Below are 15,484 nucleotides of genomic sequence, written 5' to 3' on the forward strand. Positions count from 1 at the left end.
AAAAGGCCGCCCCAAGTGTATGCGGTCACCGGGGACTGGAAGTGGGGACGGCCAGGGATGTTCAATCTGATCAGCGCGCTGTCACGCAAACAGAAATCCTATATCTTTCTGACCATTGATCTTGGGCTGATCCCGCTGGCGCTGTTCCTGACCTTTCTGGTGCAGCCGCTGCCCGGATCGGCACTGGCCACTTTGGCGGCGATGCTGCCGGTGCTGCCCTATGTACTGGCGGTCTCTGCCGGGGTGGCGCTGTGGCTGGGGCTGCCCAAGGTGCAGCTCAATGCCTATGAACGTCACGCCGTCGGGCTGACTGCGCTGCTGGCCTCAATCACCGCCGGGGCCACGGCCGGGCTGACGCTGCTGTTTGGCCCGGATCTGCCGCCCGGCACCCATGTGGTCTTTGCCACCACCTATTTCCTCTGTCTTCTGGCGGCCCGTGCCGTGCTCTATCAGGTGGTTGTCGCGATCTACCGCCGCGCCCAGCCGCGCTGCCGGGTGCTGATTTATGGGGCCGGTACCACCGGCGCCCAGCTGGCCCAGGCGCTGAAGGCCCATGACGGCATCGATCCGGTGGCTTTTGTCGATGACAATACCTCGCTGCAGGGGGTGACATTGGTCGGCCTGCCGGTGTTTCCGCCCGCCCGCATTGCTGAAATCGCCAAGGCCCGCCAGATCACGCGGGTGCTGCTGGCGATGCCGTCGCAAAGCCTGCCGAAACAGGCCCAGATCATCCAGCGGCTGCAACGGATGCAGCTGGAGGTGCAGGCGCTGCCCTCTTTTGCCCAGCTCATCGGGGAAGAGGCGCTGGTCGACAAGCTGACTCCGGTGGCGCCGCAGAATTTCCTGGGCCGCGCCACCCGCGATGTGCCCCTGCAGGAGGCCAGCGGATCTTATCAGGACCGGGTGGTGCTGGTTTCAGGAGCCGGCGGGTCCATCGGGTCCGAACTCTGCCGCCAGGTCTTGGCCTGCCGTCCGCGCAAACTGGTGCTTTATGAGCTGTCGGAACTGGCGCTTTACACCATTCATCAGGAACTGGAACAGCAGGTCGAAGGCACCGACATCACCCTGGTACCAGTGCTGGGTTCGGTGACCGATCCGCGTCAGGTGCGCATGGTGCTGGCCGATCACGGCGTACAGGTGGTGCTGCATGCGGCGGCGTATAAACATGTGCCCCTGGTAGAGGCCAATCCGCTGCCCGGTCTGGCCAACAATGTCTTTGGTACGCAGACGCTGGCCCGGGCCGCGGCGCGCAGCGGGGTGGAGCGGTTCATCCTGATTTCCTCGGACAAGGCGGTGCGCCCGACCAATGTGATGGGTGCCTCCAAGCGGATGGCGGAACTGGTGGTGCAGGATCTCTCTACCCGCAATCCCGGCACCGTTTTCACCATGGTGCGCTTTGGCAATGTGCTGGGCTCTTCGGGATCCGTGGTGCCGCTGTTTCAGGAACAGATCAGCCGCGGTGGCCCGGTCACCGTCACCGATCCGCGCGTCAAACGCTATTTCATGACCATCCGCGAGGCGGTGCAGCTGGTGCTGCAGGCCGGCGCCGAGGCGCTTGGCGGCGAGGTCTTTGTGCTGGATATGGGCGAACCGATCTCAATCCTGCAACTGGCGCGTCAGGTCATCGAAAGTGCCGGCTATTCGGTACAGGATGAAGACCATCCAGATGGCGATATCGCCATTGAAATCATCGGCCTGCGCCCCGGTGAAAAGATGCAGGAAGAGTTGACGCTCAGCTCTGATCTGATCACCACCCGCCACCAAAAGATCTTCTGCGCCCGCGAGGCGGTGCTGTCGGAAATCGAGGTCGCGGCGCTGATCCGTGCCCTGCGGCAGGCCGTGGCCGCCGGCGACGAAGGGGCCGCACGCGCATTGATCAAACGCTGGGTCGAGGGCTACCGCGCCCCCGAAGAGGATCGCAAGACCTCCTGAGCGCCCGGCTCCGGGCCATCTCCTTGCGCAGGGATGACCATGACAGTGTCTTCAGAGCAGGATATCCGGGCCAGGTGATCGGGGCAGGTGATCGGGCCAGGTGATCGGGCAGCGTGCGAAGGCCCACTATAGTTTGCGGGTCACAGACCTATCACCAGCGTGCTCTGATCCTCGCCGGATCGTTGATCCGCCTGCGGCTTTTGTGGTCTAACCGGGCCAACAGCCCCCGGGGCGCAAACCGGCGGATCGGCCAGCCGATTCCCCGCCCGGATAATCCGACCAGACAACAAGGCAGTCCGAACCCGTGATCTTTGCTCTTCGATCTTTTCGTGCGTCGCTGTTCTTGCCATCTGTCTGTGCGGCGGTGCTCAGCCTAGGTGCAGGAGCTGTGCAGGCGCAAAATGCGCTCACCGCGCCCAAACCGGAGGCGCCGCGGTTCAAACCACTGCCCGCCCCCAGCCTCAATTTCTACGGCTCTCCCGGCCTCGTGGATATGCCCAGTGCGGAAATGCTGCCGGACGGGCAGTTTGCCACCACCTATTCCTGGTTTGGCGGTCAGGCCCGTTACAATCTGACCTTCCAGGCCACCCCCTGGCTCAGCGCGTCCTTCCGCTACAATGGCATCCAGACCAATGGCGCCCAGATTGCCGGGTTCTCCACCTATTACGACCGCGGCTTTGACGTGCGGCTGCGGCTCCTGCGCGAGGGACGCTATCGCCCGGCCGTTACTGTCGGGTTGCAGGATTTTGCCGGCACCGGGATTTATGCCGGGGAATATATCGTCGCCACCAAGAATTTTGACACCCCCGCGCTCAGCCATCGCGGAGGTACTGGCAGGCTGAAGCTGACCGCCGGCCTGGGCTGGGGACGCCTGGGGTCCAACGGCTCCATCGGCAGTATTGCCGGCACCCGACCGGGGTTTGTCGGTGGCACCACCGGGGGCGAATTGTCCTATGATCAGTGGTTCCGGGGTGAAATGGCGCCGTTTGCGGGCATTGAATGGCTGCCCAATGATCGCTGGGGGTTCAAGGCGGAATATTCCTCGGATGCCTATGTGCTGGAAACCGGCGCCCCGAATGTGTTTGAGCGCAAGTCCTCCTTCAACTTTGGCGCCGAATATCAGGCCAGACCGGGGCTGCGGCTGGGGGCCTATTATCTTTATGGCTCGGAACTGGGCGTCACCGCACAGATCCAGCTCAATCCCAAACACCCGACCCAGCCCATGCGGGTCAGCGCGCCGGTGCCAATTGCGCCGCGCAGCAGCTGGGCCACCGAAGACAGTCACTGGAGCCGCGACTGGGCCACAAGCACCCGCGCCAAGACCACATTGCGGGATGCGCTGGCCGAGGCGTTGCAACAGGACGGGTTGATCCTGGAGGCCCTGACCCTGCCCGCAGATGGCACCGAGGCTGAGCTGCGCTACCGCAATCCGCGCTACCGTGCCCAGACCCTGGCCATCGGCCGCAGTGCGCGTGCCATGGCACGGCTGCTGCCACCGTCCGTGGAGACGCTGAAAATCGTGCCGATGCGCGGTGGGCTGGCGCTGTCGCAGGTGGTGATCCGGCGCAGCGACCTGGAGGCGCTGGAACATAGCCCCGCCGCCACCGAGGCGCTCTGGGCGGTCACCGGCCTGCAGGCCGCCGACGCTCTGGCCGGGGATGCGCTGGTTACGCAGGATCTCTACCCGGCGTTTTCCACCTCGATCAGCCCTTATACCGCGCCGTCCTATTTCGATCCCGAGCTGCCGTTCCGGCTGGATGTGGGCGTGGATCTGAAGGCGTCTTATGCACCGGCCCCCGGCTGGCGCATTGCCGGCGCCATCCGCCAGCGCGTCTGGGGCAATGTGAAAGATGGGCGCGCCTCCAATTCGGTGCTGCCGCATGTGCGCACCGATGCGACGGAATATGCCCAGTTCGATACCACGCTGGAAAATCTCTATGTGGCGCGGCAATGGCAGATGGGGCGCGATCTTTATGCCCGCAGCACCGTTGGTTTGTTTGAGAGCATGTTTGGCGGGGTCTCCGGCGAGGTCCTTTGGAAACCGGTCTCCAGCCGTCTGGCGCTGGGGGTCGAGGGCAATTACGTGGTGCAGCGCGATTATGATCAGCGGCTGTCGTTTCGCGATTACAAAACCTTCACCGGCCATGCCTCGGCCTATTACCAGATGGACAAGGGCTATCATGTGCAGGTGGATGCCGGGCGCTATCTGGCGGGCGATTATGGCGCCACCTTTGCGCTGGACCGCGAATTTGCCAATGGCTGGCGGGTTGGTGGGTTTTTCACCCTCACCGATGTCTCCTCCGAGGATTTTGGCGAAGGCTCCTTTGACAAGGGCTTCCGCTTCAGCATTCCGCTGGACTGGCTGCTGGGCAAACCCAGCCGCAATACATTTGGCATGGTGGTGCGCCCGACCCAGCGCGACGGCGGCCAGCGGGTGCATGTTCCCGGTCGGCTTTATGGACAAATCCGCGAGGCCCATCGCGCACAGCTGACCCGACAGCGGGCAAGGATCTGGGAATGATGACGCCTGTGACCACACGCCTTGCCGGGCTGCTTTCCCTTCTAGGCCTGCTGGTGCTGACCGCCTGTAGCCGCGGACCGGACGCGCCGCCCCTGCAGGTCGAACTTCTAAGCAACCTCTCCGACCGGGTTGGCACCCGGCTGTCCGGGGGCAAGGCGGATCCGGCCGCGCGCCCGCCGCTGACCCGCGCCGGTCTGAATGAGATCAAAGACCCCTATATCGAGGTCACCATCGAGAAAAACGATGTCTTTGCCTATCTGTCGCGCCAGCAGCTGCGCCGCGATGACAGCCCCGGCACAGTGGCGGTCTGGCGCACCGAGGACAATATCAGCCTGACCCTGCGCAACGGCGTTCTGGTGGCCACCCGCAACCTTGGCAATGACATCCTGTCCAGTTCGGCCTTGGTGGATGGGCAGGGCGCGGATGGTCCCGCTCATAGCGGCGCGCGGCGCTATCATATCCGCGGGCTGGACAATGGCGCCTGGCAGCTGGATATGCTCTGCGCCCGCCGCGATCTGGGTGCTGATCCCATCGAGATCGTCGAACTGCGCTATCCCACCCGCCATATTCAGGAACGCTGTCAGCCCAGCCAGCCGGGGCGCAGCGGTGAGATCGTCAATGACTACTGGGTAGATTCGCGCAGCGGCCGGGTCTGGCAATCACGCCAATGGGCCGGTCCCAATGTGGGCTATCTGCGCATCCGGCAGCTGACCACCGGCGGCTGATCTCCGTCCTGAAGTTATAAAAACAAGCGGTTTGGGACCATATTCACCCAAATGAGCGATATCTCGGCAACGGCGGAAAAAAATTTCCAACCATCGGGATATTGCTGCTAAAAGCTGCGTTGAATTCACAAGGTAACTCACCTACTCTCGGCGCAACGGTCTCCAAAGGAGTTTTGGATTATGAACAAGTTCTTCGCAGCAATCGCTCTGGCCACTCTGGCCACAACCGCTTCCGCTCAGGAAGAAGGCACCCCGACCCTGCTCGGCGGTACCGGTCTGGAACAAGGCACTCTGATCGCAGGCGGCGTTGCCGGTGCGGTCATTCTGGGTGTGATCCTGAACGACGACGACGAAACCAGCACCACCACAACCACCACCAACTGATCGCTTGCGATCTGACGGGTGTGGCGGATCTGCCCAGTGCATCTGACACTGCGGATTTCACTCTCAGGCTGACACCGTCTTATGAATGACCATCCAAGGATGGAAAAAGCGGGCCACTGGCCCGCTTTTTGCGTTAGAGTCTTCTGCGATTGATGTCTCCGACGGCAGGCGTCACCCCACCCGGCGCAGAAACGCTCGCGTGCGCGGGTCCTGCGGTGCATCAAAGATCTGCGCCGGCGGGCCCTGTTCGACAATGCGCCCGCCTTCCATGAACACCACCCGATCGGCGATTTCGCGGGCGAACTGCATCTCATGGGTGACGATCAGCATGGTCTGGCGCTCTTCGGCGACCTTATGCATCAGCGCCAGCACCTCACCCACCCATTCGGGATCCAGCGCCGAGGTCGGCTCGTCAAACAGCATCAATTCTGCCCCCAGCGCCATCGCCCGGCCAATGCCGACGCGCTGCTGCTGGCCGCCGGACAGGCTGGCGGGATAGGCATCAGCCTTATCCGCCAGACCGGTCTCTGCCAGAATCTCACGGGCGCGGGCCTCAGCCTCGGCGCGGGGCTGTTTCTGCACGGTGATCAGCGCCTCCATGATGTTTTCCGCCGCCGTCTTATTGGCAAACAGCGCATAGTTCTGAAACACAAAGGCGGTGCGCCGGCGCAGGGCCAGGATCTCCGCCTTGCTGGCGCGGGCAGCCTCCACCTCCAGATCCCCAATGCGGATCAATCCCGCATCGGGGGCATCCAGAAAATTGAGACAGCGCAGCAGCGTCGATTTACCGGTGCCCGAAGGGCCGATAATGACAATACGCTCGCCGGGCTGAATGGTCAGGTCGATGCCATCCAGCACCACGCTGTCGCCAAAGGTCTTGCGCAGCCCGGAGATGGAAATGGCCGGGCCCTGTGTTGTGTCTGTCATTGCGTCCCTCATCGGGCATAAGCCTTGTTCAGATGGGTCTCCAGCCGTCGCTGCACCAGCGACAGCGCCTCCACCAGGATCCAGTAGATCACCGCCACCACCAGGAAGGCCTCAAAATAAAGGAAACTGCCGGCCGCCTCTTTCTGGGTAGCGCCCATCATTTCGGTCACCCCCAGCGTAAACGCCAGCGAGGTGCCCTTGATCATGTCGATGAAGTAATTGACCAGCGTCGGCGCTGCGATCCGGGCCGCCTGCGGCAGCACGATGCGGCGCATCATCTGGCCACGGGTCATACCGATCGACTGCGCCGCCTCCCATTGGCTGCGATCCACCCCCAGAATGGCGGCGCGGATGCTTTCGGCCATATAGGCGGCAAAATGCAGGGTCAGCCCCATGATTGCAGCACTGACCCCATTGATCTGGGTCAGCACCGACAACACCTGTGGCAGCCCGTAGTAGAACAGGAACAGCTGCACCAGCAGCGGCGTGCCGCGAAAGAAGCTGATGAACAGCACCACCAGCTGATCCAGCACCGGGATCCGCAGCACCCGTTCCACCGCCAGAAGCGACGCCAGAACCAGCGCCAGCACCATGGCCACCACCGCCATGAACAGCGTCAGCGGCACATAGCTCAGCAGCACCGGCACCAGACCCAGCATATAGGCGATGTCCAACCCCTGCATTTACCGGCTCACTTCTCAGCCGGGGCGGAAACCGCCGTAATATCGGTGCCGAACCATTTTTGCGAGATTTCCGCCAGCTTGCCGCCCTCGCGCAGCGTGCTCAGCGCCACATCCACCCGGTCGCGCAGCGCCAGGCTGTCCGCGTCCTGACGGAACGGCAGCGCATTGCGGATCTCAGAGAACGGCGCGCCCGCCAACGCCAGCGGCAGCGGGCTTTCCTGAATCAATTGCGCCGAAGACACCCGGTCCATCACAAAGGCATCGACCCGCCCCAGCGCCGTATCCTGAGCGATATTGGCCTCATAGGTTTTGATCTCGATCTTGTCGGCCTGCGGCAGCTCCCGCAGCAATTGCTCGAAATTGGAGCCAAGATTTACCGCCACGGTCTTGCCTGCGAGATCAGCGGGGCCTGCGATACTGTCCTCATTGCCGCGTTTCACCACCACCTGAGCGCCGTCAATGACATAGGCCTGGGTAAAGGCGAATTTGGCGCTGCGCTCTGGCGTGATGGTGATCTGGTTGGCAATGGTGTCGATGCGGTCGGATTCCAGCGCGCCGATCAGACCGGAAAACGACATGGTGACAAATTCCACCTCAAGACCGGTTTCCTCGGCCACGGCGTTCATCACATCCACCTCGAACCCCTGCAACACGTCCTGACGCACAAAGGTAAAGGGAAAATACCCGCCCGACATGCCGACACGCAGCGTGTCGGAGGCAAAGGCGGACGGTGCGGCAGTCAGGCTCGCAGCGACAGCCGCGGCCCAGGCAAATGGTTTCATCATGATACGGGAATCCTTTTGAGTTCAGCCCCGACCTAATCCCCCTGACGCCGGGGACCAAGATGTCACAGGCCGGGACATGGCAAATAAGCCCGCCCGTTCGCAGGCAGGCCACGGGCGGGGGACCGGTTCATATGACAGACGCCGCAGGACGGGAATTTGTTCCCCCAGCGGGCGTGGTTTTGCGAATTTGTTCTGATCAGGGTGGAGAAAAGCCCAGGATCCGCTGCGGATCTGTTTGTCCCTTGGCCAGGCTTATCCCGTTGTCACGCCCTTATTGCGGATCCGAGCGCTGCATGATGCGGGTCATATGCTGGGCCAGATCCTGCACATTCGGCTCCTGCAGGATCGACAGATGGGATCCCGGCACCTCGATCAGCTCAAACCCCGCCGCCGCCACCGGCGCCCAGCCCAGCCCCTGACGCAGCGCTTCGGGGCTGTCAAACAGATCATCGCCGGCCCGGAACACCGTCAGCGGCGTGGCCAGCGGCTCCGGCGTGTAGCGCTCCACCGATTGCTGGTTGGCCGCGATCAGCGCCTCGATCGACAGGGAACCACCGCCGCCGGTCCACTCCAGCCGCCGCCGTTCAAAGGAATTGCGCAATGTCTCAATCCGGTGGCGGGCCACATGGCCCAGATAGGCCGGTCCCATGCGCCGGAGCAGCCCCAGATGGGCACCCAGTCTGGCCCGCCCCTGCACCCGGCTGCGCCCGGCCGGGCCTTCGGCATCAAACAGCGCCAGCACGCCCAGTTCGCGCCCCGCTTCCAACAGCTGGCGCGCCAGTTCAAAGGCAAAATAGCTGCCCAGAGACACCGCCGCCAGATGCACGACCCCGCTGGGGTAATGGGTCTGGATTTCCTCCAGGTACAGTTTTGCGGTGGCGCGCACCCCGGTGGGGGTGCTGCTGTCCAACAGGCCGATGCTCAGCCCATAGACCGGCTGGTCCGGGCCAAGCGCAGCAGCCAGCGGGCGATAGAACTCTTCGTTGCGCCCCAGCACATGGACGCCGAACAGCGGCGCACGCGCCGTGCCATCCTGAATGATCACCAGATGATCGGGCAGGGTGTGGCCTTCCGGTGTTTCCGGGGTGTCGCCGCCCCCATCTCCCGGGCTCAGCGCGTCTGTCAGCGCCGCCGCCAGCGCCCGGGGGCTGGGGGTCAGATGCAGTGCCGCCAGGCTCAGCCGCTGGCCCAGTTCCGCCTCGATCCGGCCAATCAGCCGCATCGCCAGCAGGGAATGGCCACCGCGGTCATAGAAACTGTCATCCACGCCCAGATCGGGCTGGCCCAGCAGATCCGCCATCATCGCCACCAGCTGCTGCGCCAGCGGCGAGGGCGGGGCGCTGGTGTCAATCACCGCGCCGCCGTTGCGGCGCAGGCGCAGGCCGCTTGATGCCTGTGTCGGCGCGGGCAGGGCGGCCATGTCGATCTTGCCCCCGGCAGTGCGGGGAAACGCCGCCACCGGCACCAGCGCCGGGCGCATATGGGCGGGCAGGTCGCGCTGCACCACCTGTTGCAGCCTCGCCAGATCCGGGCGGGTATCGCCAGCCATTTCTTCCGCGCCAGCCTCCCGAATGCCCCGCACCCAGCAACAGAGCTGCGCCGCCGGTCCGTCCTTGCCATGCACCGCCACCAGCGCCTGCACCTCCGGGTGGGCGCGTTCCAGCACCTGCTCCACATGGCGCAGATCAATGCGAAAGCCGCGCAGTTTGACCTGCCGGTCCTGCCGCCCGAGAAAGGCCAGCGTGCCATCTGCCCGCCAGGCCGCGCGATCGCCGGTGCGATAGATCCGCGTCGGCACCGCCCCCCGCGGCACAAAAGGATCGGGGCGAAACACTTTTGCGGTTTCCGCCGGCCGCCCGATATAGCCATCACTCACCGCCGGGCCGCCAATCCACAGATCCCCGGCCACGCCATCCGGGACCAGACTGCCATCAACCGCCAGCACATAGGCGCGGGCATGGGCGGTGGGGCGGCCGATGGGCACCTCTTCACCCACATGCACAGGGCGATCCTGATCAAGACCCGGATCATGCAGCGTACAGGTGATGGTGGTTTCCGTCGGCCCGTAGCCATTGAGCCAGCGCACCCCCGGCACCAGCTGCTGCCAGCGTGCCAGTGCCTGCGGGCTGACCTGCTCGCCGCCGACGATCACCAGCCGCACTGAAGATGGCAGGCCGCGATCCCTGTCGGCCATCACATCACACAACACATGCCAAAAGGCGGTCGGCAGGTTCAGCACCGTCAGTTCCAGCGCCGCCACCCGGTCCAGAAACAACCCCGGCGCCCCAATCATATCCGGCGCACGCAGCACCACGCAGGCCCCGGCCAACAGGCTGGGCAGCACCTCCTCAATGGCCACGTCAAAGGACAGGCTGGCGAATTGCAGCACCCGGTCGCTGGCCTCCAGGCCAAAGGCGGCGGTGATGGCGCTGGCATGGGCCAGCAAGGCCCGCATCGGCACCCGCACCCCCTTGGGCCGCCCGGTGGAGCCGGAGGTATAGATCACATAAGCCAGCCGCGCAGGGTCCGGTGTGCTCGGGGTCGGACGGGGCGCCATCTGCGGACCCCGGCCTGTGGCAGAGAGCTCAGGATTCACCCAGATCAGCCCCTCAGGTGTCAGCGCAGCGGCATCTTTGCTTTTCGTAGACCCTGAATCGACCCCGTATTCAGGCCCGCCAATGCCCAGCCGCGCACCGCTGTCTGTCAGCATATGGGCGATCACAGCCGTCGGATAGGTCGGGTCTATCGGCAGGAAGGCCGCCCCCACTTTCAGCACCGCCAGCATGGCAATGACGAACTCCGGGCTGCGCGGCAGGCAGATGGCGATGATCTCGCTGGAAGCCACGCCGCGCGCCTGCAATTCCACTGCCAGCCGGTCGGCACGGGCGTGCAATTCGCCATGGCTGAGCACATCTGTCTCTGGCGCCATCTGCAACGCCGGGGCGTCAGGGGTCAGCGCCGCAGTGATCTCCAGCCGATTGGCCAGACACGAGGGGCCAGCGGCCATATCGCGGGCCAGCGCCTGCGCCGCCGCCGGGTCCGGCCGCCCTTGCCGCAACAGCTGCGCCCGTTCGTCCTCTGGCAGCATCACCAGATCGCTGAGCAGCATATCCGGCGGCGCGTCGGCAAGGCTGCGCAGCAGCTGGCACAGATGGTCCAGCATGCGGCCCACCTGCGCGTCAGGCAGCCTCTCGGGGTCATATTCCAGCATCAACAGCGGTCGGGCGTCGCCATAGACCGCGAGGGTCAGCGGCATCGCCCCCTCTTCGCGCAGCTCGACCCGGCGATCACACCAGGGGCTGCTGTCATCCTCGTCTCTCAGGCTGCGCATCCGGTCGTTCAGACTGTCGCGTTCAAACATCACCATGGTGTCAAACAGCGGCACACTGCCGGGCAGCCCGCACCAGCGGCGCATCTCCGCCAGCGAAGCCTGCTCATGCGCGCGCAGCCCCACCGCGTCGCGGCGCAAACGCGCCAGCAGCCCGCCGACTGTCTGCTCCCCCGACAGATGCACATACAAAGGCACCGTATTGATCAGACAGCCCACCGTGCGCCCGCAGCCCTCCAGCAGATAGCGCCCCGAGCGGGTGACCCCAAAGAGCGCCGTATCCCGTCCGCTCCAGCGCGCCACCAACAGCCCCCAGGCGGCATGGATCATATTGGCCAGGGTCGCCGTCCCGATATCATCCGCCCCGATATCATCCGCCGCGGTGACCGCTGCGGCGCGCTGCATCAGCACGCGCCGCAGCTCGGCTGGCAGCTGCCGCTGTAGAATCCGCTTGCGCCCCTGCGCCGTCTCCCCAGCTGGCCCATCATCCGGCCCATCATCCGGTCCATCATCCGGCCCATCATCCGGCCTGTGCCGTCCGCTCAGCTGGGCAATCTGGTTGGGGGTTTCAAACCCCTCCAGATGGGTCCGGAAAAACGCCTGGCTGTCTGGCTGCTCTGACACCGCCGCCACCGCCGGGCTGAAGGCATCAAACCCGGTCACGGGCGTGGTTTCTGTCGGCAGTTTCCCCTGTTTCAGCGCGGCAAAGACATCCTCCAGCACCACCGCCATGCTGCGGCCATCGACCAGCACATGGTGGATGGTCCAGACCATCACCGATTGGTTCGGCCCCAGCCGCGCCAGCATCACCCGCCAGGAGACGGCCTGATCCAGGGCGCAGCCCCGGTTGCGGTCCTGTGCCAGAAACTGCTCCAGCCGCGCGGCCTGACTCTCTGCGTCCAGCCCCTGCCAATCCTGTGTTTCAAGGGCGATCAGGGGCTCAGCCTCGGCCACCGGCGCAACCCGCAAGACCGGCACGGGACAGCCTTGCCACAGCACCGCACTGCGCAGCACCGGATGGCGCACACAGACCTGCTGCCAGGCTTTGCGCAGCGCCTTGGGGGCCGGCGCCTCGGCATCCAGATGCACCACAATCTGTTCCAGATTGACCCACGGCCGCCCCGCGGCGGCGCTTTCATAGAGCAGCCCCTGCTGCATGGGGGTCAGGGCAATATCCTGTGCGGTTGCCTTTGCAGCCGACGCCGCCGCCCCGCCTGTTGAGGAGGGCGTGCCAGGCGTTGAGGCCTGCGAAATATCTGTCATGATGCCCCCCCTTAGTGACATCGGGCCTGGGCACTCCCGATGTCATATCTTTAACTTTTGCCGCAGCCAGATGACCTGGATACCACGGCAGGCTTAACATCCACTTTGGGGGGCAAACCCATGCGTCAGCAACACCCCCATGTCCACCGCCGCAGAGCCAAGGCTATCAGACCTGGGGACCATGGGGCAATAAAACACCTGTAAAGGAACGCCACACGTGTGAGCGATACCTGAACCGCGACTCCTATTGGCTTTGAGGGTAGGGGGATCGACCCATTTCCTCCATCATCTTTTCCCGGAACACCTCTGCTGGTGTCTTCCAATCGAGACACTTGCGGGGCGTGTTGTTGAGTTGATCACAGATCCGCTTGATGTAGTGGTCTGTCATCCCCCTGATGTCGCGCTTGCGAGGAAGCCAGCGGCGGGCACGTCGATTGGTGTTCTCGACGGTGCCTTTTGCCAGGGACTGGACGGATCGCAGAACCAGGTTTGGGTGCCCAGTTCGGCTTGTAAGTGCGGCCAGCTGACGAACTCTGTGCCGCGGTCGAAAGTTATCGATCTGCGCGCAATCAGGGGCAGGTCTTTGATCGCTTTCACGATCTTGCCCATCACTGGCTTGGTTCGCTTGTTTGGGTTCTTGAGAATGACGGTGAAGCGACTAACGCGCTCCACAAGTGACGTCATCCGGGCGGAACAAGATGCTGACATCGCGATCAAACTTGGGCTTTTGACGCTTGCGGTCACGGCGCGGCGTGCGGTTCTTTCGGTGCAAGGGCAGGTACCACCAAAGCTCCTGATCCATGCCTTCTTTGGAGTAGATGTAACGATAGATCGTCTCTTGGCAGACACGTTGTTTCGCACCTTCATAGATCATCCGGTTGCCGATCTGTTCTGGCGTCCAGCCTTGTTTGATCCGTTCAATCACGCGCTTGCATGCTCAGTTGCGTATAGACCGTTCCCATGCGGTATTCCTCCTATTAGATAACTCATTGTTTTCTAATAGAAGTCTCACTTCAAAGTAGCGCGCACCCGGCGTCGGAAAATGTAAACACCATTCAGAAATGTCACTGGTTGCGCAAAGCAGAAGTGTCACCAAATGCGCTGCCGGTAGCAAGGCTTAGCAGCCCGGAGACGTCATATATCGTAGGGTTGATAAGCCTTGCGGTGGTTGGTCATAGACCAAGCTTGCGACGCTCTTTCTTGTTGTAGAAGGCTTTGATACCTTCCTCGCGGACGAGTTCCTCAAAGGCGCGCCAGGCGAGGACGTCGCCGAAAAAGGGTGGATTGTCCGACACGGTCAACGTTCCGAACTGGTTCTCTACGGACAGGATCCAGCCGGGATGGATGCTGGTCTTATATATCTCGACATCGAAATGATGCCCGTCGATGACAACGGATTGCGTGTAATCGGAGAAGATGATCTCTGGGTCGTCGTCAGTATCCATGCCGCAAACCTGGGCCTATTCCGCCGCCTGTACAATCGTCTTTTTGGCACGTGCGCTGGAAGGTCTGCCGGGACGTTTGCCATTTGGCTTATACCCCATCTTCTCAGAATTTGTTCTGACTGGATATTTTGGCGGGGCCTTATCTTGCATGTCTTTGATGTGCTCGAGCACGGCACCCAAGCGCTTGTTGTCGGTGATGGCGGCATGAGTGACCCGTTGGTCCATGTCGAAGATCTTGTAGGGCAGGGATCGGCCTTTTGAGCGCACCTCAAACCGGCCGTCGACAAAGGCGTAGGTGTCTACGTATTTGCCCACAAGGCCGCGCGTCACATCACTTTCTTCCAGCATGATCCGCTTGCGGTCATAAGAAAACGTCAACTGCTTACCGACGTACCTGTTCTCGCGCCAACACAGCACTTCATCCAGCCGGTCCGGCTCGACGTTGAGCGCGCGGTGCAGGTTGTCAGGCTTGGCCGGCGATTTGGCGAACTGGGTGTTGTAACGGCCCTTGAAGCCTTGCAGATAGGCGTTTCCAGCTTCCAAATCCGAAATATCAGCCAGCCGCAGTTCTTTCACGAGCCGATCTTGCAAGGTCCGGTTGGCGCGCTCAACGCGCCCCTTGGCCTGACTTGAATTGGCGCACAAGATCTCGACGTTCAACTGATTCAAAGCACGTCCAAACTGGGTCATACCCGCGCCAGCCTTGGCGTCTTCCTTGGCCACGCGGAACACTGTGTGTTTGTCGCTGTAGAATGCAACGGGGCGTCCGTGTTCGAGCAAATAGCTTTCCAGTGCTTCGAAACCGAAGCTCCATCAAGGTACTGGTGGCATCATCAATGAAGACGAGCAGGGTGCAGGGACCTGCGCGATCTTCAAACCAACGATGGTCTGACCCATCGATCTGGATCAGCTCGCCGAAACATTCTCGGCGTAGACGCGGCTGGTGGAACTGGCGGCGCTGCTTGCGCGAAAGCCAGATGCCATCTTCAACCATCCACTTCCGAAGCGTCTCGCGAGAGACTTTGAAGCCATGATGTTCGGCCAGCATCTCGGCCGCCAGGGTCGGCCCGAAATCCGGATACTGTTCCTTGATCAGGCCCAACGCATAGTCGCGTTTGGCTTTGTGGATCTGATTGTTTGGAATTTTGCCGCGCGATTTGTGCCGGATCGCGGCTGCGCCATCCTGACGGTATCGCTTGAGCAGCCGGAAAACCTGACGACGTGTCAGGTCCAGCATGTTCGCCGCATTGTCGACGCTCAGCCGGCCATCATCGACCTGCGCCAAAACTTCCACGCGGTTCAACTCGCGCTCGCTCATCACCACCCATCCCATGTCCGCTCATCCTCACATCGTTTTACGAGGAGAGTGACACTTCTGCTTTGCTCATGGGTGACATTATCGCTTTGCGCGTACAGAAAATAGCCTATTAATCTATCTTATGTTAAATAATTGACCTGAGCAGGCACTCTGCAGTGGCCAAGGCAGCAGGC

9 protein-coding genes and 2 pseudogenes are annotated in these 15,484 nt (G+C 62.7%); 4 read left to right on the plus strand and 7 right to left on the minus strand.

The features are described from left to right. Positions 1 to 57: 57 nt before the first annotated feature. From PhaeoP97_RS19745 to PhaeoP97_RS19760, 4 genes are all read left to right on the plus strand, one after another. Positions 58 to 1,932 carry a polysaccharide biosynthesis protein gene (locus PhaeoP97_RS19745; RefSeq protein ID WP_072506949.1) on the plus strand — a complete coding sequence of 625 codons (1,875 nt, stop codon included), beginning with the start codon at positions 58 to 60 and terminating at the stop codon, positions 1,930 to 1,932. A gap of 388 nt (positions 1,933 to 2,320) precedes the next feature. Further along, the gene (locus tag PhaeoP97_RS19750; RefSeq protein WP_083570479.1) at positions 2,321 to 4,453 is read left to right on the plus strand and encodes a YjbH domain-containing protein; all 2,133 of its coding nucleotides are present in this window, start codon (positions 2,321 to 2,323) and stop codon (positions 4,451 to 4,453) included. Continuing rightward, entirely contained in the window at positions 4,450 to 5,178 is a 729-nt protein-coding gene (locus PhaeoP97_RS19755) for a YjbF family lipoprotein (RefSeq protein ID WP_072506950.1), read from the plus strand. Before PhaeoP97_RS19750 ends, PhaeoP97_RS19755 begins: the two co-directional genes overlap by 4 nt. 180 nt (positions 5,179 to 5,358) lie before the next feature. Beyond that, a complete protein-coding gene (locus PhaeoP97_RS19760; protein WP_072506951.1) occupies positions 5,359 to 5,562 on the plus strand; it encodes a hypothetical protein in 204 nt (67 codons plus the stop codon). 171 nt (positions 5,563 to 5,733) lie between these two features. Here the strand turns inward: PhaeoP97_RS19760 and PhaeoP97_RS19765 are convergent, their stop codons facing one another. From PhaeoP97_RS19765 to PhaeoP97_RS19795, 7 genes and pseudogenes are all read right to left on the minus strand, one after another. Further along, positions 5,734 to 6,489, minus strand: coding sequence for an amino acid ABC transporter ATP-binding protein (locus PhaeoP97_RS19765; RefSeq protein WP_072506952.1), 756 nt, complete (start codon positions 6,487 to 6,489; stop codon positions 5,734 to 5,736). A gap of 8 nt (positions 6,490 to 6,497) precedes the next feature. After that, positions 6,498 to 7,172, minus strand: a complete 675-nt coding sequence (locus PhaeoP97_RS19770) for an amino acid ABC transporter permease (protein ID WP_014876603.1) — start codon at positions 7,170 to 7,172, stop codon at positions 6,498 to 6,500. A gap of 8 nt (positions 7,173 to 7,180) precedes the next feature. After that, a complete protein-coding gene (locus PhaeoP97_RS19775) occupies positions 7,181 to 7,957 on the minus strand; it encodes an amino acid ABC transporter substrate-binding protein (RefSeq protein WP_072506953.1) in 777 nt (258 codons plus the stop codon). Positions 7,958 to 8,228: 271 nt separating this feature from the next. After that, entirely contained in the window at positions 8,229 to 12,548 is a 4,320-nt protein-coding gene (locus tag PhaeoP97_RS20830) for a non-ribosomal peptide synthetase (protein WP_261340735.1), read from the minus strand. A gap of 244 nt (positions 12,549 to 12,792) precedes the next feature. Next, a pseudogene (locus PhaeoP97_RS20950) lies at positions 12,793 to 13,479 on the minus strand (IS30 family transposase); the annotation flags it as partial. Between the two features lie 241 nt (positions 13,480 to 13,720). Continuing rightward, a complete protein-coding gene (locus PhaeoP97_RS19790; protein ID WP_072504604.1) occupies positions 13,721 to 13,993 on the minus strand; it encodes a hypothetical protein in 273 nt (90 codons plus the stop codon). Positions 13,994 to 14,008: 15 nt separating this feature from the next. Continuing rightward, positions 14,009 to 15,326, minus strand: a pseudogene (locus tag PhaeoP97_RS19795) (ISNCY family transposase). Positions 15,327 to 15,484 lie beyond the last annotated feature (158 nt).

Source organism: Phaeobacter porticola, assembly GCF_001888185.1.
GTDB lineage: Bacteria > Pseudomonadota > Alphaproteobacteria > Rhodobacterales > Rhodobacteraceae > Phaeobacter > Phaeobacter porticola.

Coding starts and splice junctions, on each gene's coding strand:
- PhaeoP97_RS19760 (WP_072506951.1), top strand. CDS start 5,359: ATGAACAAGTTCTTCGCAGCAATCGCTCTGGCCACTCTGGCCACAACC.
- PhaeoP97_RS19775 (WP_072506953.1), bottom strand. CDS start 7,957: ATGATGAAACCATTTGCCTGGGCCGCGGCTGTCGCTGCGAGCCTGACT.
- PhaeoP97_RS20830 (WP_261340735.1), bottom strand. CDS start 12,548: ATGACAGATATTTCGCAGGCCTCAACGCCTGGCACGCCCTCCTCAACA.
- PhaeoP97_RS19745 (WP_072506949.1), top strand. CDS start 58: ATGTTCAATCTGATCAGCGCGCTGTCACGCAAACAGAAATCCTATATC.
- PhaeoP97_RS19765 (WP_072506952.1), bottom strand. CDS start 6,489: ATGACAGACACAACACAGGGCCCGGCCATTTCCATCTCCGGGCTGCGC.
- PhaeoP97_RS19755 (WP_072506950.1), top strand. CDS start 4,450: ATGATGACGCCTGTGACCACACGCCTTGCCGGGCTGCTTTCCCTTCTA.
- PhaeoP97_RS19770 (WP_014876603.1), bottom strand. CDS start 7,172: ATGCAGGGGTTGGACATCGCCTATATGCTGGGTCTGGTGCCGGTGCTG.
- PhaeoP97_RS19790 (WP_072504604.1), bottom strand. CDS start 13,993: ATGGATACTGACGACGACCCAGAGATCATCTTCTCCGATTACACGCAA.